Source organism: Halobacillus yeomjeoni, assembly GCF_020171525.1.
Lineage (GTDB): Bacteria > Bacillota > Bacilli > Bacillales > Halobacillaceae > Halobacillus > Halobacillus yeomjeoni.
Genome location: NZ_JAIVAI010000005.1, coordinates 104,918 through 124,249, shown reverse-complemented (window position 1 = coordinate 124,249; position 19,332 = coordinate 104,918). Strand labels below are relative to the sequence as shown.

At 42.6% G+C, this 19,332-nt stretch carries 20 protein-coding genes; 9 read left to right on the top strand and 11 right to left on the bottom strand.

Going from position 1 to position 19,332, the window contains the following annotated elements; all coding sequences use genetic code 11:
• Positions 1-31: 31 nt before the first annotated feature.
• Both LCL89_RS13550 and LCL89_RS13545 read right to left on the bottom strand, forming a co-directional pair.
• The gene (locus LCL89_RS13550) at positions 32-1,183 is read right to left on the bottom strand and encodes a nitric oxide synthase oxygenase (protein ID WP_263620727.1); all 1,152 of its coding nucleotides are present in this window, start codon (positions 1,181-1,183) and stop codon (positions 32-34) included.
• 46 nt (positions 1,184-1,229) lie between these two features.
• Positions 1,230-2,561, bottom strand: coding sequence for an FAD-dependent oxidoreductase (locus LCL89_RS13545; RefSeq protein ID WP_224810532.1), 1,332 nt, complete (start codon positions 2,559-2,561; stop codon positions 1,230-1,232).
• Between the two features lie 119 nt (positions 2,562-2,680).
• Here LCL89_RS13545 and LCL89_RS13540 point away from each other — a divergent pair, with 119 nt between their 5' ends.
• A complete protein-coding gene (locus LCL89_RS13540) occupies positions 2,681-3,856 on the top strand; it encodes a pyridoxal phosphate-dependent aminotransferase (protein ID WP_224810531.1) in 1,176 nt (391 codons plus the stop codon).
• Between the two features lie 101 nt (positions 3,857-3,957).
• Here the strand turns inward: LCL89_RS13540 and LCL89_RS13535 are convergent, their stop codons facing one another.
• Complete coding sequence (locus tag LCL89_RS13535) at positions 3,958-4,407, bottom strand: GNAT family N-acetyltransferase (RefSeq protein WP_224810530.1); 450 nt, start codon at positions 4,405-4,407, stop codon at positions 3,958-3,960.
• 316 nt (positions 4,408-4,723) lie between these two features.
• Here LCL89_RS13535 and LCL89_RS13530 point away from each other — a divergent pair, with 316 nt between their 5' ends.
• Together LCL89_RS13530 and LCL89_RS13525 are read left to right on the top strand one after the other, a co-directional pair.
• Positions 4,724-6,058 (top strand): DUF2254 domain-containing protein, encoded by a 1,335-nt coding sequence (locus tag LCL89_RS13530; RefSeq protein WP_224810529.1) that lies wholly within the window; start codon positions 4,724-4,726, stop codon positions 6,056-6,058.
• 100 nt (positions 6,059-6,158) lie between these two features.
• Positions 6,159-7,061 (top strand): cation diffusion facilitator family transporter, encoded by a 903-nt coding sequence (locus LCL89_RS13525; RefSeq protein ID WP_224810528.1) that lies wholly within the window; start codon positions 6,159-6,161, stop codon positions 7,059-7,061.
• 26 nt (positions 7,062-7,087) lie between these two features.
• On the opposite strand, the gene LCL89_RS13520 is transcribed toward LCL89_RS13525, so the two are convergent.
• Entirely contained in the window at positions 7,088-7,513 is a 426-nt protein-coding gene (locus LCL89_RS13520; protein ID WP_224810527.1) for a pyridoxamine 5'-phosphate oxidase family protein, read from the bottom strand.
• 118 nt (positions 7,514-7,631) lie between these two features.
• On the opposite strand from LCL89_RS13520, the gene LCL89_RS13515 reads away from it, so the two are divergent.
• Positions 7,632-8,513: an alpha/beta hydrolase gene (locus LCL89_RS13515; protein WP_224810526.1), complete on the top strand. Its 882-nt coding sequence runs from the start codon at positions 7,632-7,634 to the stop codon at positions 8,511-8,513.
• Between the two features lie 27 nt (positions 8,514-8,540).
• Here LCL89_RS13515 and LCL89_RS13510 read toward each other — a convergent pair whose 3' ends face one another.
• Positions 8,541-9,221 carry a class I SAM-dependent methyltransferase gene (locus tag LCL89_RS13510; protein ID WP_224810525.1) on the bottom strand — a complete coding sequence of 227 codons (681 nt, stop codon included), beginning with the start codon at positions 9,219-9,221 and terminating at the stop codon, positions 8,541-8,543.
• A 255-nt stretch (positions 9,222-9,476) separates the two neighbouring features.
• Here LCL89_RS13510 and LCL89_RS13505 point away from each other — a divergent pair, with 255 nt between their 5' ends.
• The 3 genes from LCL89_RS13505 to LCL89_RS13495 all read left to right on the top strand — a co-directional run bounded on the left by LCL89_RS13505 (position 9,477) and on the right by LCL89_RS13495 (position 11,539).
• Complete coding sequence (locus LCL89_RS13505; RefSeq protein WP_197318261.1) at positions 9,477-9,818, top strand: P-II family nitrogen regulator; 342 nt, start codon at positions 9,477-9,479, stop codon at positions 9,816-9,818.
• A gap of 26 nt (positions 9,819-9,844) precedes the next feature.
• Complete coding sequence (locus tag LCL89_RS13500; protein WP_224810524.1) at positions 9,845-11,239, top strand: ammonium transporter; 1,395 nt, start codon at positions 9,845-9,847, stop codon at positions 11,237-11,239.
• Positions 11,240-11,443: 204 nt separating this feature from the next.
• Entirely contained in the window at positions 11,444-11,539 is a 96-nt protein-coding gene (locus LCL89_RS13495) for a putative holin-like toxin (RefSeq protein WP_197318263.1), read from the top strand.
• Positions 11,540-11,696: 157 nt separating this feature from the next.
• On the opposite strand, the gene LCL89_RS13490 is transcribed toward LCL89_RS13495, so the two are convergent.
• A complete protein-coding gene (locus LCL89_RS13490; RefSeq protein WP_224810523.1) occupies positions 11,697-12,344 on the bottom strand; it encodes a uracil-DNA glycosylase in 648 nt (215 codons plus the stop codon).
• A 144-nt stretch (positions 12,345-12,488) separates the two neighbouring features.
• Here LCL89_RS13490 and LCL89_RS13485 point away from each other — a divergent pair, with 144 nt between their 5' ends.
• The gene (locus LCL89_RS13485) at positions 12,489-14,618 is read left to right on the top strand and encodes an MMPL family transporter (protein ID WP_224810522.1); all 2,130 of its coding nucleotides are present in this window, start codon (positions 12,489-12,491) and stop codon (positions 14,616-14,618) included.
• A gap of 24 nt (positions 14,619-14,642) precedes the next feature.
• Here the strand turns inward: LCL89_RS13485 and LCL89_RS13480 are convergent, their stop codons facing one another.
• From LCL89_RS13480 to LCL89_RS13470, 3 genes are all read right to left on the bottom strand, one after another.
• Positions 14,643-15,629, bottom strand: a complete 987-nt coding sequence (locus tag LCL89_RS13480; protein ID WP_224810521.1) for a sodium:calcium antiporter — start codon at positions 15,627-15,629, stop codon at positions 14,643-14,645.
• Positions 15,630-15,725: 96 nt separating this feature from the next.
• On the bottom strand, positions 15,726-17,234 hold the full coding sequence (locus LCL89_RS13475) for a phytoene desaturase family protein (RefSeq protein ID WP_224810520.1): 1,509 nt from the start codon (positions 17,232-17,234) through the stop codon (positions 15,726-15,728).
• A gap of 16 nt (positions 17,235-17,250) precedes the next feature.
• Positions 17,251-17,808, bottom strand: coding sequence for a methyltransferase family protein (locus LCL89_RS13470; protein ID WP_224810519.1), 558 nt, complete (start codon positions 17,806-17,808; stop codon positions 17,251-17,253).
• 205 nt (positions 17,809-18,013) lie between these two features.
• Between LCL89_RS13470 and LCL89_RS13465 the strand changes: the two genes are divergently transcribed.
• Positions 18,014-18,166, top strand: a complete 153-nt coding sequence (locus LCL89_RS13465; RefSeq protein WP_197318269.1) for a hypothetical protein — start codon at positions 18,014-18,016, stop codon at positions 18,164-18,166.
• A gap of 32 nt (positions 18,167-18,198) precedes the next feature.
• Here the strand turns inward: LCL89_RS13465 and LCL89_RS13460 are convergent, their stop codons facing one another.
• Together LCL89_RS13460 and LCL89_RS13455 are read right to left on the bottom strand one after the other, a co-directional pair.
• Entirely contained in the window at positions 18,199-18,423 is a 225-nt protein-coding gene (locus tag LCL89_RS13460; RefSeq protein ID WP_197318270.1) for a hypothetical protein, read from the bottom strand.
• Positions 18,424-18,555: 132 nt separating this feature from the next.
• Positions 18,556-19,317: a FixH family protein gene (locus LCL89_RS13455; protein WP_224810518.1), complete on the bottom strand. Its 762-nt coding sequence runs from the start codon at positions 19,315-19,317 to the stop codon at positions 18,556-18,558.
• Between the last annotated feature and the right edge of the window lie 15 nt (positions 19,318-19,332).

The window sequence follows — 19,332 nt, the reverse complement described above, 5'->3', positions numbered from 1 at the left end:
AGCAAGGACGAGTTTGACCTCGTCCTTGCTTTTATTTATTGCCATCCTCTGTAAATTCATTACAATCTTTTTTATAAGCGGCTTCTTGATAGAAGTAGTTCGGTGTGTCCATCCGATCTTTATAAGCAGAATGGAAGATATGCGTCGATGCAGGAGAAATCGGAGGAATGAGCCACGTCCAGTCCCCCGTCGCTTCCCTTCCGCACTTACGCTCCTTACTCTCAAACAGCTTGAATTGCTGGGCCGCTGAATGATGATCGACGATATTTACTTTGTCGGTTTTATAGGAATGGATGACCGCTTGGTTCAATTCAATGAGCGCACGGTCTTTCCAAAGCGACGTATTCCGCTTGATATTCAACCCCATCCCTTCTGCTACAGCGGGTAAAAGGTTATAACGAAATTCATCAGCTAAGTTTCGCGCTCCGATCTCCGTTTCCATGTACCATCCATTAAAAGGAGCAGCGGTGTAATCCAGTCCTCCAATTTCCAAGCGCATATCGGAAATAATTGGAACAGCATACCAACGAAGACCCAAGTCTTCAAACCATTCAAATTCTGGATGGCGAAGCGGAACCTCCAGTACTTTATCCTTTGGAATGGAGAACCATGATGGTTTTCGGTCGTTCACTTGGATCACCAACGGAAGCACATCGAAATGACTTCCTTCTCCTTTCCATCCAAGCTCTTCGCACTTCTTCGTAAACTCCACTGAAGCCGGATCCCCAATCAACCCTTCTTCTGTTTCATACCCTGCATAACGAACAAGCTGATGATTCCAAATTCTTATTTCTTCATTTTCCCCTCTAGGTTTAAAAATTGAAATGGTCGAGCGGATTCTGCCTTCGTTCGTAGCAAAATCGATATGTTCAAAAAGAGCATCACGGATTTCTTCTTCGTTTTCCAAATGACGATGATCGAACACTTGCAGGCTGTTCCAGAACAATCTCCCTATACACCGGTTACTGTTCCTCCAAGCGACTCTTGCTCCATATTCGAGTTCTTCATACGTATGGTCATAGGTACCTCTACTTCTGATCGATTGATGAATATGTTCAAGCCTTTCCTCTACTCCGGAAAGACCAAGCTCTTCATAATATTGACGGATGAACGATTCTGCCTTTTGATGTAATTCTTTATTCAACACTAGACTAGATCCTCCTGTACTTTCTTCCTCCACCAATCGTATCACAAAACTTTCATCCTAAAGGGTTAGAATGCTCTTCCCTTCATTTCGCTTTACGGGCCGCCTGTTGAATCGGATCCCAGACACTGTTATAAGGAGGGGCATAGGCAAGGTCTAAATCCGTAAGTTCATCAATTGTCATCTCATTATAAAGAGCCGTCCCCAATACATCCAGCCGTTTATCCACTCCTTGTTTTCCTATGATTTGAGCACCCAGCAGCTTTCTTGATTCTTCATGGTAAAACAACTTCAAAGTCATCGGGTCTTCCTTGGAGTAATATCCAGCTGCGTGTGTAGAACCGGTTTTTATCGTCCGAAAAGGAATATGTTCCTGCTTCAGTTCTTTGGAAGAGAGCCCTGTACGCCCTAACGTCAAACCGAAGAATTTGATTATGGAAGTCCCTACAATTCCCTGGAACACTTTTCTTTGATTGATCATGTTCAAGCCTGCGACTTGCCCCTGTTTGTTTGCATGAGTTCCTAAAGGGACGTAATCCGACTTTTGTTTAATGCGGTGGAACTGAGTAGCACAGTCACCGGCTGCATAGATATCCATGATGCTCGTTTCCATGAATCCATTCACTTCGATAGCATCAGCGACGCCTTTCGCAATTCCAGTCCCCTCAAGAAACGAAGTGTTCGGTGTCACTCCAACAGCAACTAAAACGAAATCCGATTCATACTCTCCATGGTCTGTAACGACACTCTCCACGCGGGTTTCTCCTGAAAACTCTTTGACTGATTCTCCAAAGTTCAGAGTAACTTCGTTTCTCTCCGCTTCTTCATTGATCATTTCAGCCATGTCTTCGTCAAAAATTTTCGCCAGCTGCTGCCCCCGGTCGATGATACGCACATTTTTCCCAATCGCTCTCATGCTTTCTGCCATTTCTAAACCGATATAACCTCCACCCACAATAGTGACGTTATGTACAGGATCGGATATATCAGCCAGAATTTCTTTGACATCTGGAATCGTCTTTAATGTAAATACCCCTTCAAGATCCTTTCCATCCCATGGAGGCATGACCGGAGATCCACCAGTGGCAATCAATAAACGATCATAGGATTCTTCGAATAGCTCCCCATTTTTGTGGTTCACTCCATAAACGATCTTATGGTCACAATCGACTTTTTCCACTTCGTGAAGAGTTCGGACGTCTATGCCATACTTTTCTTTGAAAGTCTCCGGGCTTCTAGCTATAAGATCTTCCGGGGATTCTACATCTCCGCTCACCACATAAGGCAGTCCACACTGGCCATAGGAAGTGATTTCTCCCTTTTCTATCGCTACTATTTGATTACCTTCACTGTTCCTGACAATTTGCATCGCTGCACTCATTCCCGCAGCGTCGCCTCCGATAATGACGAATTTCATTGGTCTACTCCTTTCTAAATACATAATTTTTCATATTATTCCCTACCTGCTACTGAACATGTTACACTAACGTTATTATCTGTTGTTCGATTATTCAAAAAATAATAAGGTGGGTTAGAATGAAACGCTTCTCTCAATCCAATACAATACAACGATTACCGGACCAATTCTTTGCAGAGCTTGTAAAGAAACTGAACCATTATCAAAAGAAAGGTCATGACACAGTGAACTTAGGGCAGGGAAATCCCGATCAACCGACACCCGATCACATTGTCCATTCCCTTCAGACTGCTGCAGAAAAACCCGTATATCATAAGTACCCTCCATTTCAAGGCTTTGATTTTTTAAAAGAAGCGGTGGCCACTTATTATAAGCGTCATTATAATGTAGAACTCGATCCCGGTTCTGAGATAGCCATCATGCCTGGTAGTAAAACAGGGCTCGTAGAATTGAGCCAATGCTTCTTGGATCCCGGTGACATTGCCCTTGTTCCGGATCCGGGTTATCCCGATTATTGGTCGGGCGTAGCTCTGGCTGGTGGGGAAATGAACTCCATGCCTCTACGCGAAGAAAATGATTTTCTGCCTGATTATGGAGAACTCGATAAGGAAACTTTGGAAAAATCGAAGCTTATGTTCCTTAATTATCCGAATAACCCGACAGCCGCTTTGGCAAACCAGCAGTTTTTCGAAGAAACGATCGAACTTGCTGAGGAGAACGACATTTGTGTCGTGCATGACTTCGCTTATGGCGCCATCGGTTATGACGGAGAAAAACCGCTCAGTTTCATGCAGGTACCAGGAGCGAAAAATGTAGGTGTTGAAATTTATACGATGTCTAAAACCTACAATATGGCAGGCTGGCGCGTCGCTTTCGCTGTAGGAAATCCAAGCGTCATCGAAGCTTTAGAAAAAATCCAGGATCATTATTTCTGCAGTCTTTTCGGCGGCTTGCAGGAAGCATCGGCTACTGCCCTGCTCGATTCCCAAGAGTGCGTTGAAGAACTGACGGCTACATACGAAAAGAGAAGAAACGTTTTCGTTGGCGGTTTAGAAAAGCTCGGATATGAAGTCATGCCTTGCAAAGGCTCCTTCTTTGTTTGGATGAAAACACCGGAAGGGTATTCATCTCAAACATTTGCAGATGAACTTTTGGAAAAGGTCGGTCTGTTCGTCGCTCCGGGCGTCGGTTTCGGAACGTACGGTGAAGGTTACGTGAGGATCGGATTGAATAATTCGGAAGATACGCTCAAAGACGCCCTCCAACGTTTTGATAAATTCAAAAATAACGAATAATAAAATGCCATCCTGGCCCAGGATGGCATTTTTCATGGGGATAGCGTCATCCTATGTAAAGGAAACCAAGCCTCTTGAATGATTATTGATCTATAGAAAGATCAGCCTTTCAACTCCATTACCATATCTACGTGAGGGATCCCATCTTCCAAATAGACGTCAGTAACTTCTTTGAATCCGAATGATTGATAAAAGTAACGTAAATGCTCTTGTCCATGCAGTTGAATGCCATCTACTTTGATTTCCTCTTTCAGTATGTCAATAGCTCGATTCATCAGTTCACGGGCAAGCCCCGTTCCACGACACTCCTCAATCACAAGGACTCGACCGATTGCATAGTACTCCCCTTTCTTTTGAGGAGGAACCAGTCTGCAATACGCTTTGATGTCACCATCTTCTTCTTTCCATAAATGTAGACAATCATCATCGATTCCGTCGATTTCAGGGTATGGACATTCCTGCTCTACTACGAACACACCCACTCTCTTCTTTAGAATTTGATACATCATTTCTTTACTCAACTCATGGAACTGCTTCAATTTCCAAGTCATTAATTATTCCTCCAATACAAGTACATATGATCAGGCTACTCTATAAACGCATTGTGTTTATTGATTAAGATTTACTTCCCAGCACCCAAGATTTCATTCACTGATTAGCCCCAAAGATAGAAGTCCGATAGCTCACCAAAGGCCATTCCCACTTTTTAAAAAGGGCTGTTCTAACTAAATTATTTTATAAGAATAATTTTGACAGTTTGATTATAGCCGAAGGTGGGGAAAAATACTTTAAACAACTAAGTAAATGAGGGAGAGATTAAGGATGCTGTTGGACCTTTTACCAGTATCGTTAAAAAAATACTTTGAAATGTCTAAGCGTCAGCGCAAGCATGAAATGCAGTCGACGTTATGGTATATGCCGGCTATTTACATATCGGCTTCTATCGCTTTTGTCGCCTTGACATTAATCTTGGATCTGGTCTTGGAACTGGACCAATTGGCCCCCGCCGCTTTTCAAGTAAATGGTGATATTACAAGGATGCTTGTCAGTACCTTGATCGGCGGGATTTTGACACTTAGCGCCTTCACCTTGAACTCCTTACTCGTCGTTTTGACGACGTTCAGCGGGCAATTTTCTCCACGATTATTATTGAATTTTGTCTCAGATAAGCAAACCCAGCATTGTCTGGGGATATTCAATGGCAGTTTCGTGTATGTACTAGTAATTTTCCTATTTACAGGAAACTCTTCAGCTAATGAAGAATTTGCAGCGGTTCCCATCATCACGGTGCTTCTTGCTTTTATCTCAGCCGTCACTTTCATCTACTTCATTAATCATGCGACGACTTGGATGCAAGTCCATAATATCACTTATTCAATGAAAAGGTCTTCTGAACAAATCATAAACAAGTCTCTACGAAAAGACTTGGAAGCCTACCGCACAGAGGAACCTGGAGATTTAATGGAGAAAGAACAGGAAAATGCTTCGGATATGTGCGCCCACCGTTCAGGTTATTTACAGCTGGTTGATTATCATTCAATGATACATGAAGCTAAAAAAGATGACATCATCATCCAATTGAACAGCCAGGTAGGAGATTATATTCTGAGAGGAAACAGCATGATGAGTTATTGGGGACCAGGAGCAGATCAAATTAATGAAAACAAATATCTGAACATGATCGAACTTGGTCACAAGGAAACGGAGCTGCAGGACATTAACATGGGGATGCATAAGCTTGCGGAGATTGCGATCAAGTCTATCGGCAATAATGATCCAAAGACGGCCACAAACACGATCCACCAGATGGCGGAATTGATGCTCACCGTTGAACATGACATCACTTTCACCCCCTACTTGAAAGATGATGAAGATCAAGTACGTGTCATCTTACTATCTGAATCGTTCGATTACTACATCTACCGAGGGTTCGGCTATATCCGCCATTACGCGAAGGATAATCATTTGATCATCACTGAATTGGTAGCCGCCCTGGGCCTTGTAGCCGAATCGATCGACTCTTCAAAGCACGACATGCTGTGGGAATTCGCTTGCAATACATTGGATCACATTGAAGAACGAGTCATTTACAAACTGGATAAGACATTCCTATTGAATGCTGTAAAAAAACTTGCAAAAACTACAGATCATTTACTGGACTATTATGAAATTGAACGCCGCTTTTATCCACAGGAGAAGTGATTCATAACATACTCAGCGGCCGGCACAGCATAGTTGACAACGCCAGAAAACTTCCTTATGTTCAAATCAAATAAAAAATGATCCCAGGAGGCGCAGTTTTATGGGGCATCATCACCATCACGACCACTCTACCGGTAACATTAAAGTAGCGTTCTTTTTAAACTTTTTCTTTACAATCATCGAAATCATCGGAGGGCTTTTGACCAATAGTATGGCGATTTTGTCTGATGCTCTTCATGATCTCGGTGACTCTTTATCTCTCGGCCTCGCCTGGTTTCTCCAGAAGTACTCGAAAAAGAGCGGGAACTCTGACTTTTCATTCGGCTATAAAAGGTTCTCCTTACTTGCTGCACTGATCAACAGTGTTGTGTTGATTGTCGGATCGGTCTTCATCTTATTTGAAGCTGTCCCTCGCTTATTGAACCCGGAGAGTCCGAATACAACAGGAATGATGATTCTGGCTGTACTGGGAATCCTCGTGAATGGGGCAGCTGTCTTCCGGTTAAAAGATGGTCAATCGATGAATCAGAAAGTCATATCCTGGCATTTACTCGAGGATGTCTTGGGTTGGGTTGCTGTTTTGATCGTTAGTATCGTGATGGCTTTTACAGACCTGTCTATATTGGACCCGCTCGCGTCAATTGCCATCACTTTATATATTTTGTATAACGTATTCTTAAGCTTCATACAGACGATGCGGCTGTTTTTAGAAGGAGTCCCAAGAAACATCGACTTGAAGGATATACGGGAAAGGATCAATGACATCGAACATGTTCTTTCCACCCATCACACCCACCTCTGGTCATTGGACGGGGAACACCACGCTTTCTCCACCCATGTAGTCGTTTCTCCTGATGCGACTAAAAAAGAGGTATGCGAGGTTAAAGATGAAATCAAAGAAATCATCCATTCCATCAAGCTGGAACATGTTACGATAGAAATCGAATATGAAGACGAACCTTGCTCTATTCCTGATTCACTCAATCATAAGAAAAGTGACTAGCAGTTGAGCTAGTCACTTTTTTCCATTTACAAATCCAAGGTTTCAGGAGTATTTGCACCTTCATTCATCAATCGGATACTTTCAGGGAGAATTTCAAGCACGACATATTCAGGATCATCTTTTCCATCGAACCAACGGTCCATATGATCGTTCCAGAGCCAGTCTTTGATCTCTTGGTCTTCTCGAATCTTAGCCTGACCTTCTACTTCAAGGTATGTGTCACCATAGCCTTCCCCTTCATACCCGAGGAGAATGTGTACATTGGGGTTTGCTTCAATTTCATCTGCCTTATGAGTTTCACGGTTGGTCGGTGTGAAAAATGTGAAGTTTTCATCGTTGGAGAAAGTCATATACCGGGAGTGAGGCTTTCCACCTTTAACGGTAGCCAACGTTCCTACTTTATGATGTTTCATGACTTTTTGAATTTCTTCTTTCAATTGATTTTGATTCATGCAAATGCTCCTTCCGTTTTGATTGGTTCCGTTTCAGTTTTCCCTTGTAACTGTAAAATATAAACATCTGAATAGGTGGACACGAATCACAAAAAATATATGTAAGGAGGCTCCCCCAATGTCACCAATGATCACAGGAAATAAAAATAAATGGTTGACCCTGTTGTTAACTTCTCTTTTGATTGGGGTGGCTGTATTCTTTATGAACACCAAGATGACTCAGTCTGAAAAAGGTCATCCAACGTCCGCCACTTTATTCGTACACGGATACAAAGGCGGAGAAAAAAGCTTCGGACCGATGATTGAGCGATTTGAAACCATGAATGAGAACAGCAATCACATGCTTATCTATGTCCATGACAATGGAAAGTTGGCATTTAAAACCCCCTTATCAAAAGGTCAGCACACATTTATTCAACTATTATTCGAAAACAATAGGGCCAGCCTTGATCAACAGACGAAATGGCTCCAAAGTGTAATGTATGAATTGAAACAGAGCTATCACATCGACCAAATTCAATTGGTCGGGCATTCCATGGGAGGCATGGCTGCAGTCAAATACTTGATGAATAACCAGTCCCCCCGCTATCCTTCGGTCGAAAAACTTGCCGTCATTGCCAGTCCTTTCGACGGGATCAGGAAAAAGGGATATTTCAATAAAAATTACGGAGCAGCTCTTGAGGACTTGAAGCCTGGTTCTGCAGCTCAACAAAATTTCCTGAATAGAAAACAGCGTTTGGACCAAGAAGTGGACGTCCTTGCAATCGCAGGTGTAATTAATAAATCAGAAGCACCCTATGACCATTGGGATGGTCTGGTTCACCTCGACAGTGTAAAAAAATTAAGATCGATCATTTCGGAAGAACAATATGAAGAAGAGATTATTTACGGGATTGATGCGACGCATTCCGGTCTACATGAACACCCCACTGTCGATCGAGTCCTTCAAGACTTTTTATGGAAAAACGGTGAATATGAAAAAAGCGTGCACGGTTATTAAAACGTGCACGCTCTTTTTGTTTGCTCTTTATTTTTGAAATATAAATACCCACATGAACGTCAATGCCTGCTTCATATCGTCCGATAAATCGTGTATGTGTTCCTCTTTTACTCCTCTTTTATAAACACCATGACCATCAATGTGAGTCCACTGTGTTTCAAGAGCCATTTTTTCCAACTCCCAAGGCATCATAGTATTACAAATGACTCTCTCCCCAAACAACCGACGGTAACTATTCACCCTGGGCATTGCGGTCGGGCCCAGCACCCCTATACAAAGCTTCCCTCCAGGCTTCAGGATACGTCTCATCTCTTCGAGTCCTTTATATGGAACCTCTGTCCATTCCAATGAATTGACTGCCATGACACCGTCGAAGGAATCTTTCTCAAAAGGTAAGTCAGTCAAATCCCCTTGTACAAACGTCAGTTCTTCAGAATTTGAATGTGCATTTGCACGATCGATCATATCTTGGGACAGGTCTAAACCTGTGACTCGAAAGCCCTCTTGAAACAACTTATAGGAGCCATAACCATCCCCGCAGCCCAGGTCTGCAATATGGCTGCCCTCAGATATATATTTCCGAAGAAAAGGAATGATCGTTTTCCGACTTCCTTCTTCCCACATCGTCCGGCTTTTCGAATTCCACATCTCCGCACGGTCATTCCATTGTTTCTCTGCTTCTTCATGCCAATTAAATGCTTCTCTCATAAAAGAAATCCCCTTTTTCCTTTTACTTATTTACTGGTAACCTCGTAATTTCCATTATAAATAAACCTTGAAAGAATAAACAGAGAGAGCTTCTATTGTCATTAATTAAACGTTTGTTTAATCCTCACACTCTTTTATATGTAACTTTTTCTCACATATTCATTTGACTTTTCAGATTATTCGAAGTATTATACAATTTATAAATAACATAAGATGTTAAGAAACCTTACATCAAATCAAAGGAGGACAAGAAGGATGAAGAAAGTAGAAGCGATCATTCGCCCCGAAGCCTTCCAGACATTAAGGCAGAACCTGGATCAGTTAGGTGTAAAAGGTTTGACTGTGTCAGAAGTAGCCGGGTGCGGGCAGCAGAAGGGGCAGGAAGGAATATTCCGCGGAAGTCGTTTTCAAGTGAAACTCTACCCGAAAGTGAAAGTGGAAATGGTTGCGGAAGATACAGAAGTCCAGTCTATCGTTGATCTGATCATCGATACATGCGCTACCAACGAAGTAGGAGATGGCAAGATTTTCGTCTCTACGATTGATGAAGTTTTTCGCATACGTACAGGTGAAACAGGTAAATCAGCTTTAGTTTAATAATAGGAAGGAATGAATATTCACTTATGAAAAAAACGCTGTTTTTATTATTGTTCTTGTCCCTTGTATTTCCACTTACCGCAAGTGCCTCCCCAGCGATTACACCTGAAGCCGTAATGGAATCGGTCGATATGGTGTGGATTATGATCGCCGCCTTTTTAGTCTTCTTCATGCACGCCGGATTCGCAATGGTTGAGTCAGGATTCACACGATCCAAAAATGCCTTGAATATTTTAATGAAAAATTTCATGACGATTTCCATCGCTTCTGTCCTTTATTTTGTGGTGGGTTACGGCATCATGTTCGGAAAATCAGGAGGCGGACTCATCGGACTGGATGGTTTCTTCTTGAACGGTCATGAAGACCAAATCGGATTCTTCGTTTTCCAAGCTGTATTCGCAGCGACATGTGCCACTATCATTTCGGGTGCTGTTGCAGAACGTATGAAACTAAGCTCTTATTTACTACTTACATTACTTATGACCGGAATCATCTATCCTGTGGTCGGACACTGGATCTGGGGCGGGGGATGGTTGTCTCAACTTGGATTCGTCGATTTCGCCGGTTCGACTACTGTTCACTTGACAGGTGCGATCGGAGCAATCATCACAGTCATGTTCCTCGGACCTCGTTTAGGGAAATACAGCGGTACAACCGTCAATGTCATACCAGGCCACAATATCCCGCTAGGCGCTTTAGGGGTCTTCATTCTATGGTTCGGATGGTTTGGCTTCAACGGCGGAAGTACGCTTGCTGCTGATCCTTCGTTGATTCCGGCAGTTGTCGCTACTACACTCCTTTCAGCTTCAGCAGCTGTCATCAGTTCCGCCCTTTATTCTCAGTTGAAATTCAAACAAATCGATGCTTCCCTTACATTGAACGGAGCTTTGGCAGGTCTTGTGGGAATCACCGCAGGTACAGCGAACGTCTCTCCTCTAGGAGCTATTTTGATCGGATTAGTTGCAGGATTCATTCTGGTCGAAGCTGTCCAGTTCTTCGATCAAAAAGCGAAAATTGACGATCCTGTAGGAGCAATAGCTGTCCATGGAGTTTGCGGAATCTGGGGAACGGTAGCAGTCGGATTATTTTCTGTAGAAGGCGGACTGCTTTATGGAGGAGGTCTGACGCTGCTTGGTATTCAAGCCATTGGCGTACTGGCTGTAATTGGTTGGACCTCATTAGCCACAGCTTTAGCTGTCATTACAATCAAGGCCGTAACCGGATCCATCCGGGTTTCTCGTCAGGAAGAAGTATCTGGACTTGATTTCGCCGAACACGGTTCGAGCGCTTATGAATCAAGCCGCAGCATCTTCAATGAAAATCCAGGGCCAGACAGTGATTTTGGTGTCGGTTTACTCCATCGTTTAGATAGCTTGAACGATGAAGAAGAACACCCTAGACCGTTAAAAGAACAAGCTTAAAAACAAGAGAAATTACCACCACCGGTGATCCGAAAGCGGATGAGCCGGGGTGGTTTTTTCATTTTCTCATGGTTCGTTCTGTCTATTTTACAAATAAATGCGAACAAACGTTCTTGTTTTTCTGAAAAATATGGTATCCTTGTATATAGATACCGTTCTTATAGGGTTAGGTGAGCGTGTGATAGAGAAGGAGTGATGCTTTTCATGAGTACTTATGAAGCTCTTATGATCATGCTGGCGTTTGGAACGTTTATCATCACACTCCTGGCATTGATCATAAAAATGAACAATAAAAGATAGACCCCTTTCGAATACGAAAGGGGCCTTTCCTCCATTGACGGATTAGAACGAACGGTATCTTCTCAGGTCACAGTGGCACCTGTGACCTGATTTTCTTTTATTATAGCACAGTAAAACGCAAACGAAAGAATATTTCTCCCTAAAAGGAACGGCACATTCAACCTTCTGCCTTTACTCTTTCAAGATGCGCTTTGACACGGGAAAGAGACCGGTTGATATCTTCCCTGATTTTTGGGTTGTAAAAGACAGCCGCAGGATGATAAAGGGGAACGACTGGGTATGTTTTTTCCGATTCTATATATTGGTCTTCATTGTTTCCCACTTTCATTATAGGTGTTTCAATGACCTCACCTAAATAATCACTGATTTTTTCTTTTCTTCCAGTCAACCTTTCAAAAGCTACTCCACCGAGTGCAATAATCAAGACGGGGTCCACTTTTTCTATTTGATAATCAAGGAGTTTGGCATGGGCCATAATTTCTTTTTGGTTCGGCTTGCGGTTCGCTTTTCGTCTCCCTCCCGAACCTTTCTTGTTGGTTTTCACCCATTTGTAAGGTCTGCTTCTTACCACACTAGTGATGTAAACATCTTCTCTATCCAAGTCTAAAATCTGTAATTGTTTATCCAGTTCTACTCCGGCACGTCCGATGAAAGGAATCCCCTTTTCAGCTTCTTTTTCCCCCGGTGCTTCTCCTACAATCATGATATCCGCTTCAGGATTCCCTTCTCCAAGAACGAAACCTTCCACATCATATGGATCGATTCTTTTTTTGGCATCTTGGATCAGGTCTTTCGGCAAGTCCAAACTTACCCCTCCCTCTTTTTATTCCTTCTACCTATTTTCCACCGTAAGAGACAGGTTACACATCCGCTTCTTTCAATTACTTGGAAAAAGCATAAGATTTAGGAGATAATAAAAAAAGAATCGAAAACCAAGGAGCGCACACAAATGAAAAAGTTATCCAGTTGGATTGTAAGATTACATAAATGGTTTTTAGCCTTATGGGTAGTGATGGCTGTCGTATTAGGATTCCTTGCAGTTCAACTTCCTTCCTTACTTGAAGGAGATGGGTTCCGGACAGAAGGTGAGTATGAAAAAGTTGATGAAGTTTTGAAAAAGGATTTCGATTTTCCGGAATCCACCCTCTTCCTTTTATTTGAAGAACCATCTGAAGATAAGATTTCGAGCATTCTTGAGATGGTTGAAAAACGCGTTTCACCATCGACGCTCCTTTCCCCATTAGACGATTCTTCTATGATAAAAAATGACATCGCTTATGCCAGCATTCAATTTACCGATCCAGCTGTAGATATCCAGCGTGCAATTCATGAAGTCGAAAAGGTGATTCAGTCCGAAGAAGGAGTTACACTCACTGGTGCTCCTGTCATCTCCGAAGACATCAATAAAGCCAGCCAGGAAGATTTGAAACGAGCGGAATTGATCGGATTACCCGTAGCGTTAATCGTTCTTGTCTTTGCCTTCGGCACTTTATTCGCTTCTTTGATTCCCTTAATTATAGGCGCTGTCACAATCATCTGCGGATTCGGCGTCCTTTCCCTCATCGGACAAGATGTGCAGCTATCTATATTTATTCTGAATATAGCTCCAATGATCGGTCTCGCCCTAAGTATCGATTTTGCACTCTTATTCATAAATCGGTACAGAGAAGAATTAAAAAAACAGGAGAAAGAGGAGGCATTAAAGACGACGATCCAAACAGCAGGAAGATCGATTCTGTTTTCTGCCGTCTGCGTATTCATAGGACTTGCAGCGATGAGTATCATCCAAGTCGATATTTTTATGAATATCGCTATCGGAGGATCGATCGTCATCGTTTTCGCCGTCTTGGGTTCATTGACACTTCTACCATCATTACTCTATATAGCAGGTCCGCATATCAATAAATGGAGAATCATCTCCGTCAGGTCAGATACCAGCCCGAAATGGCGAAGGTTTGCTGAAAAAGTCATGAAACGACCAGTGGCTGTGTCAGTAGCGGCACTGATCGTTCTATCGATTGGAATCCTTCCAGTCACAAACATGAACCTTACTATCCCTACGATCGACTCTCTACCTCAGAATTATGAGTCGAGAACTGCTTATGATACAATCGACGATACTTTTTTCTCCGACCAGGAGAGTGTTGCCTATGCCATCGCAGAGCGCCAAGGGGGATGGCTGTCCTTAGAGGGCCTTGAGAAAATGGAGGAGATTAAAGAGGAGTTAGGAAAGGCTGAGATTGTCCAGGAAGTCAGTACCCTGTACTCAGAAAGTAACACGGACTCCCCAGACCAACTTTCGAAAGCTCTTTCGCAGGAAGTTACACGAATCCGATTGGAACCAGCTGTTAATCGGTTTGTTTCTGAAGAAAAACTTGTCATTCCCATCAAACTTACCGCAACTGCCAACTCGAAAGAAGCAAAACAACTGATGACGGATTGGGACCAAAAAGAATGGTCGGTTCCTATGATGTTCGGGGGACGCCCGAAATTCAATCAGGAAATTTACTATGAAATCGAAAATAAAATTTATATGACCCTGGCTGTCATTCTTGTTTCCACGTTCATTATTTTGATGATTGCCTTTCGTTCCATCGCCATCCCATTAAAAGCGATTTTGATGAATGTCATCGGCCTTGCCTCAACTTTCGGTATACTAGTCTGGCTGTTCCAAGGTGGTCAGTTTGGATTGAACCCTTCTGATATAGCACTCATTTTACCTGTGATTGTATTCAGTCTTGTTTTTGGACTAAGCATGGACTACGAAGTATTTCTCATCTCCCGTATCCATGAATTCTATTTGAACGGAAAAGATAACACGACCGCAACCATAGAAGGGTTGGCGACAACGAGTAAAATCATCACTTCTGCTGCGTTGATTATGATTGTAATAACAGGAGCATTCGCGTTTACTGATGTCGTCCCGGTAAAACAAATCGGAATCGGTATTGCGCTTGCGATTTTTCTGGATGCAACAATCATCCGTCTGCTTCTCGTACCGAGTCTCATGAAACTTATGGGGGACTGGAACTGGTGGTTACCAGGATCAAGGCAGCCCATACGTAAAAAAGAACATTAAAAAAAGCGGCGGTCTGCCGCTTTTTCACTTCATTTCAAATACTAGATAGGTCGTAACAAAATAAGCTGCAATGATGGCAACCGAAGGCCATAGATAACCAAATGATTTCGCTTTTTTTCTGGATATGCTCAAAATAATCAATAGTATAAATAAAATGGAGGCTCCGCCTGTCACTAAATTTGCTGGACTAGCGTTTTCAAGGAGATTCCCTTTGAAATAAATGACATCCGTAAAAGCCAGTATCATCAAGTTGAACGCATTACTTCCAAGCAGAGAACTGATACCTAAATTGAAGTTTCTTAACTTCAACGCTGTCCCCACACTGACAGCATCAGGTAGAGATGTACTGATCGCCACTAAGAATGAACCGATAAATGACGCACCGATCCCTGTAATTGTGGAAATTCGTTCAGCGGTGATCGTCAAGATACTACCAATGACCATAATGGCAATGGCATAAGCGATAAAACGCCACAGCACTTGTTTATAGGAATATTCCTTATAACGATCTTGTTCCCTTTTCACTTTCCGGCCCTGGTATTCTGTCCGATCATTGATCCATTTCGATCCAATGAAGTAAAGGAGCACGATTGCGATGGACGTATAGCTGATGTGGAAAATGTGAGCCGGCAAAGTAAGAGTCAGCCCAGCCATAACAATCATTGTCATGAATACGACCAGCCAGCCATAAAGCTTACTTTCAACTGTGGCATGAGTCATTATTTGATGTCGTCTATAAACAACATCGAAAATCGCCAATCCCATTATATTGAACAAATTACTCCCCACCAAGTTTCCAACAGCCAAATCAGGGCTGTCGATCCAAACCGCCGTGACACTGGAAGTCAGTTCCGGCAAGGAAATCGCAATGCCGATGAGGGCTCCGATAAAAGCGGAAGAAGCTTTTGTTTTTTCTTTTACCGCATCACCGAATATGGCTAATCGGGAAGCAACAAAGAATGTACTTACTCCCGATAAAATGAAAATCGCAAATACCATCCAACTGTTCATCTGAAATTCCCCTTCTCCGAGTCCGTCTATTGTTCACCCTTTCCCTGCATCTCTGAATATGAAACGAAAAAAAGCCGGCATAAAGCCGGCCTTTGTTCAGGCTTGTTTAACTTTTGGCGACTCTTTCTCTTTGATGAGATCCGCCGTCAGTTGACCTGATAATGTTACCATCGGAACTCCACCACCAGGGTGAGTGGAACCTCCTACAAAATACAAACCTTCATAAACCTGACTCTTAGACGGGATTTTAAATCCGCCATTATTTTTACGATCTGCCGCTATTCCGTATATGGACCCTCCGTTTGGACCATATAGAGACTCAAGGTCTTCCGGAGTGAAACGGTACTCAAATTCGATGGAATCCCTCAATCCGGTCATACCCATCCGCTCGAGTTTATCCAAAACTTTTTCCCGATATTGATCCCAATCGATCGGCTTTCTCTTTTTATTCGCTAATGGCGGCACATGAGTGAGTACGAATAAGTTATCTTTCCCTGCCGGTGCCTGCGAATCATCTGACCTTGATGAGATGCCGATGTAGATGGTCGGGTCATCAGCAGGTTTTCCTTGATCAAAAATCTGCTTGAATTCTTTTTCGGGATCCTCTGAGAAGAAGAAATTATGGTGTTTCAAATTCTCGAATTTCTTATCAGTTCCTAACAAGAGCACCAGACCGGATACCGTCGGGTCGAATTTTTTCTCCAGCGATTTCGTCTCTTTTTTCACCTTGCTTGAATTCGGTGCTAAGCGGCGGTAAGCAGGGATGACTTCCAAGTTTGAAACGACGACATCCGCTTCATGAACCGTACCATCCTCCGTCTCCACCCCGACGACTCGATCCCCTTCCACGACCAGCTGCTGCACAGGTGTATTGAGTTGAACATCCACGCGAAGTTCTTCCATCAGACGCCCCATCGCTTCAGCAATCTGGTACATTCCACCTTTTACATAATGAATGCCAAGACCAAGCTGAACATATACAAGTTGATTTAAAATCGCAGGTGAAGAGTATGGGTTCGAGCCCACATACATAACAAAGAAATTGAAAAGCTGCTCTAAATACTTGTTATCAAAATGTTTGTGCGTCGACCTTGCCACTGTACTCATCGGATCCATTTGGAACAGTTCCTTTAACTTGTGATGGCTCTTCAAATCTTTCAGATCCTGAATACTGTATTTATAAAAGCTCTTCATACACAGCTCATACATTTCCTGACTGTAAGAAAGGAAATCTGTGAACTTTCTATTCGGTTTATCCGTCACTTTCGCCATTTCTTCAAGCATATTCGGCAGGTCACTTGTAACATCCAACTGAGTTCCATCTTCAAAGAACGTCCTCCACTGAGGTTCCACCCGCTCAACGGTTATGTAATCTTCCAGACGGCGGTGAACACTTTCAAATAATTGTTCCAAAACCCAAGGCATCGTTAAAATGGACGGACCGGTATCAAATGTGAATCCCTTTCCTTCACGTCGATTCAATTTTCCTCCGAGATTACTGTTCTTCTCAATCAACTTCACTTGGTAGCCATCCGCAGTCAAACGGATAGCAGCGGACATTCCGCCAAGCCCTGCACCTACGACAATCGCTTTCTTCTGTTTCAAAGCATCCACCTCCAAATTAATAAACAAACGGAATCAGCCTGTACCTGGATTTACACCAATTCACATACATATCCCCGTGGCCCTCCACCAGCATCGCTTCCTCTATGCGGATTCTATGTAGTAGTGCGATGAAGATGACGAATCCAAAAATCAACGCCCCAAGAAGACTGCCGACCCCCAAGCAAAAACCGATAACAATAAAAAATAACCCTGTATATAGTGGGTGTCTCAATTTCCTATATGGTCCACTGCTGACGAGACGATCACCTTTACGAACGGAAACATCTCTCGTGAATTGATCCTTCAAATGAATAATTCCCCAATATCGAAGAAACACACCGATCGTATAAAGCAACAAACCAGCCCACCAAACGAACGCAGAAGTAACCACCCAAAGATCAATCTCCCGCATCCCAAGAGTCAAAACGACAGTCGCTACGACTGCCACGAGAATGATAGAATAGGATTTTCGCTCAAGCTGACCGCCTTCTCGGGAGTTTTGATTACGGAAAACTAAAAACTCCCCCACCCATAGAGCAGTCACGGATAAAAACAGAATTTCGTAGAGTGTCATGAAAATTCTCTTCGGATCAAAAGAAACTCGAGCAATCCTCTCTCCTCCCACTATTTTTAATAGCTGCTATCTTCTACCATTCCCATATTTAAAATGAAATAAACAGCAACACAGACATTTGACCTTGAAAGGTCCAAACGATGAATTTATGATGTTAAAAAGAAGGACAATGAAGAAAAAATAATATACGGAAAAGGGTTGTTCCATGAACCTAATCTACTGGCTCTTTGTAATCGGGGTCGTACTCATGACTTTTTATGTGATTTTTCGATCATTAAGTAAAAAAAGCTATTGGATCATGATCGTCATCGCCATCCTCTATACGGCTTTATTGACAATCAGCTTTTTGACACAATAGTTAAGCCGGCAAATAAAATGCCGGCTTTTCCTTTATTTCTGTTCTCTCCGCTCTTTGTTGATCGCTTCTCTTATGTGATAAAGTTCTGCGTACATCGCAGTAGCATACACACTCAGGATGCTTAAAAACATAGACAGAACAAATACTGAACCATCCAGATCAAATCCTAATACGGATGTGAAACCCACGATAGTTCCTATGATCACACCAATGGATGTTAAGAATATGATCTTCTGAAGTGTTACTGAATAAAACATGTCATCACCTCTTCAGGATAATCTATAACTATCATACCCTTCAGGACTATTCCGTACACTTAGGGAAAAGAAAGTGTATATATCTCAATGAAAAAACAAGGCTCCATGATAAGGAAGCCTTGTTTGATATCACTATTCAACTTTAACTTCTGTTTTCTTGTGTGTATGGAATTCACCTACTACGACATGGAGGTTTACGGCATATTCACCACTATCCGTAAATGTGTAATCCAGTTTGTAACGGCCTTCCTCCATTTCCTCAGCGTCTAAGAACGTATGCTTTTCATTTCCCATTTTCCAAATTTCAAAGCGCACATCGGCTTCAGATATGGGAACGTCCCCATTCATCAGAAGAGCTGTGAGAGTGGTTTCTTTTCCGATTTTCAAAGTATCATCGATTTTGATGTCCGCCTTGAACTTAGAATAGTCTCCATCACCAGGACTTTGATGGTGATCGTCTTTTTCTTTATCGGATACAGCTTTATTCTCACCCGTAGTGCCGATCATCAACTCTTGTTTAGGCATATTATGCTGATCCCTTGCCTGAACATGCGAGATGACATAATAGACACCAGGCTCATCCACTTTTTTATTCATCGTATAGACGCCATCGCTTTGGTGCTCTCCATCAATCATTTCATGTTCAGCAGATTCCTGGCCTTTTTTCCAAAACTCAAAACGAACTTCGTCAGCATCTTCAACCTTTTCCTGTCCGTATGACACTTGAGCTTTAACCGTAAATTCTTCTCCGACATCAAGATCAGCTGATTTCGGCTCTGTAGATATTTCTACATCAAGCCTTTTGATTTCTTCACTTTCATTTGCATTTTCATTGGTATTTTCTCCGCAGGCAGCAAGTAGAAGAACACTTGAAATTGCAAAAAGACTAAACATGACCTTATTCAACAT

What these genes read in the sequence shown, in the direction of transcription:
- LCL89_RS13545 (WP_224810532.1), bottom strand. Translation starts at nt 2,561, where the DNA reads ATGAAATTCGTCATTATCGGAGGCGACGCTGCGGGAATGAGTGCAGCG.
- LCL89_RS13540 (WP_224810531.1), top strand. Translation starts at nt 2,681, where the DNA reads ATGAAACGCTTCTCTCAATCCAATACAATACAACGATTACCGGACCAA.
- LCL89_RS13535 (WP_224810530.1), bottom strand. Translation starts at nt 4,407, where the DNA reads ATGACTTGGAAATTGAAGCAGTTCCATGAGTTGAGTAAAGAAATGATG.
- LCL89_RS13530 (WP_224810529.1), top strand. Translation starts at nt 4,724, where the DNA reads ATGTCTAAGCGTCAGCGCAAGCATGAAATGCAGTCGACGTTATGGTAT.
- LCL89_RS13525 (WP_224810528.1), top strand. Translation starts at nt 6,159, where the DNA reads ATGGGGCATCATCACCATCACGACCACTCTACCGGTAACATTAAAGTA.
- LCL89_RS13520 (WP_224810527.1), bottom strand. Translation starts at nt 7,513, where the DNA reads ATGAATCAAAATCAATTGAAAGAAGAAATTCAAAAAGTCATGAAACAT.
- LCL89_RS13515 (WP_224810526.1), top strand. Translation starts at nt 7,632, where the DNA reads ATGTCACCAATGATCACAGGAAATAAAAATAAATGGTTGACCCTGTTG.
- LCL89_RS13510 (WP_224810525.1), bottom strand. Translation starts at nt 9,221, where the DNA reads ATGAGAGAAGCATTTAATTGGCATGAAGAAGCAGAGAAACAATGGAAT.
- LCL89_RS13505 (WP_197318261.1), top strand. Translation starts at nt 9,477, where the DNA reads ATGAAGAAAGTAGAAGCGATCATTCGCCCCGAAGCCTTCCAGACATTA.
- LCL89_RS13500 (WP_224810524.1), top strand. Translation starts at nt 9,845, where the DNA reads ATGAAAAAAACGCTGTTTTTATTATTGTTCTTGTCCCTTGTATTTCCA.
- LCL89_RS13495 (WP_197318263.1), top strand. Translation starts at nt 11,444, where the DNA reads ATGAGTACTTATGAAGCTCTTATGATCATGCTGGCGTTTGGAACGTTT.
- LCL89_RS13485 (WP_224810522.1), top strand. Translation starts at nt 12,489, where the DNA reads ATGAAAAAGTTATCCAGTTGGATTGTAAGATTACATAAATGGTTTTTA.
- LCL89_RS13480 (WP_224810521.1), bottom strand. Translation starts at nt 15,629, where the DNA reads ATGAACAGTTGGATGGTATTTGCGATTTTCATTTTATCGGGAGTAAGT.
- LCL89_RS13470 (WP_224810519.1), bottom strand. Translation starts at nt 17,808, where the DNA reads ATGACACTCTACGAAATTCTGTTTTTATCCGTGACTGCTCTATGGGTG.
- LCL89_RS13465 (WP_197318269.1), top strand. Translation starts at nt 18,014, where the DNA reads ATGAACCTAATCTACTGGCTCTTTGTAATCGGGGTCGTACTCATGACT.
- LCL89_RS13460 (WP_197318270.1), bottom strand. Translation starts at nt 18,423, where the DNA reads ATGTTTTATTCAGTAACACTTCAGAAGATCATATTCTTAACATCCATT.
- LCL89_RS13455 (WP_224810518.1), bottom strand. Translation starts at nt 19,317, where the DNA reads ATGTTTAGTCTTTTTGCAATTTCAAGTGTTCTTCTACTTGCTGCCTGC.